The following is a 1,647-nucleotide window of genomic DNA, read 5'->3' on the forward strand; positions in this document are numbered from 1 at the left end:
AGCACAATCTTTCGCACAATTGTGTTGGATACTTTTGTTATCTTTTGTGAGTAGAAAGCTTCGCTTTTCAAATGACCAAAGAAGCTTGCCATGACGGCATTATCATGGCAATTTCCTCTCCGGGACATGCTGGTGATAATGCCGTTTTCTTTGGCATATGCTTGAAATTCCTTCGCAGTATAAATACTTCCTTGATCCGAGTGAAGGATGACGTCTTTTACCTTTCGCCTTCTCATTGCTTGTTGTAATGTCTTCATCGCTAATGTCAAAGTTTGTGATTGACTGATGACATAACTAATAATTTCACGATTAAAGGCATCCATAATCGTTGATAAATACAATGTACGCTCTCCAAATAATAGGTAAGTTACATCCGTAAACCACTTTTCATTTGGGGCTGATGATTCGAATTGACGTTCTAATCGATGAGGAGCTACGACTGGTTCAGCACCATTGATATATTTCTTTTTTTTACGACGTACTTTTGAGAGTATATGATATTGTTTCATGATCCGTAATACTTTTTTATGATTGACACACAGCCCCATTTTTCGAAGAGTGGCGGTCACTCTTCGATACCCATACCGTAATTTATGCCTCAGGCAGATCTTCTTTACTTTCTCTTCTATCTCGTCTTTAGGGCGTTCTGTTACCTGTAACCAACGATAAAATGTGGAATGTGGTAATTCTAATACTTTACACAGTTCTTGTACGGTTAATTTTGTTTTTAATTCATTCCATAGAGTAATAACGGTATGTGGGTTCAGCTCCTTTCGATTTCCAGATACTTTCCCCATACAAGTAATTTTGTTTTTAAATGTTTATTTTCTAATCGTAGCTGTTTCAATTCACTTAGCTCTTTTGGCCCTTTTCCATAAGAATATTGTTTTCCTACAGGTTGTTGAAAACGATAAGTTTGACCTGTACGATGCCATTTCATCCATGTCTTAATTTGGGAAATATTTTTAATTCCGAGTGTCTCCATAATGGTATGATTTTAATAACCATCCTTTTTCATCTCGAGTGCTTTCCACTTTATTTCTTCTGGGTAATGAACTCTTGTYTTCAAACRAAAAACACCTCCATTGAATTTGCAYACTWARTATGMGAATTCARGAGGTGTTTTTTTCATGTACCACTATTCGGGTTCACTTCAGGGAGACCGGACGTTTTAGAGGAACTTTCATTTATGTTTGGTGAAGAAAGTGATGATTTTAAATGATTTGTCAGTAAGAATTGCACTAGAAACACTTCTATTAGCAAGAAAAAGTACTATGTTACAGTATTGGCACTTGCTTTGATGTACAAAGATGAATTAGATATGAAAGAACAAATGATGAAAGATTATTCTTAAAGTAGCAAATTCGCTGCTTTTTTATTTTGCATAGAAAAAGGAACCCATAAAGGATTCCTTTTACATCATGCCGTTCTATAATCGTTGTTTTTAAGTTTCTTTCTAATATCCCTAAACGCTAGGATCATTATTATCGTGCATATTAATTTGAGCCAGTGAAACTCTTGTTGGAACATTAGTCCAGAGAAGAATTCATAAGCGTATAACAAACCGATGATTGGGAATAGCCAAAGCATAAATTTTAAATCTCTTAAATGAAACTTGTAATTATGAATCTTTTTCCACATATGTAT

The 1,647-nt window shown here is 34.9% G+C and carries 1 protein-coding gene and 1 pseudogene; both read right to left on the reverse strand.

Annotated elements, in window-relative coordinates; translation table 11 throughout:
• Positions 1–1,069: pseudogene (locus tag AC1DTM_RS25540) on the reverse strand (IS3 family transposase); the annotation flags it as partial.
• A gap of 350 nt (positions 1,070–1,419) precedes the next feature.
• On the reverse strand, positions 1,420–1,641 hold the full coding sequence (locus AC1DTM_RS25545) for a hypothetical protein (protein WP_016105264.1): 222 nt from the start codon (positions 1,639–1,641) through the stop codon (positions 1,420–1,422).
• Between the last annotated feature and the right edge of the window lie 6 nt (positions 1,642–1,647).

It is taken from the genome of Bacillus sp. P4_D3, from assembly GCF_056401855.1.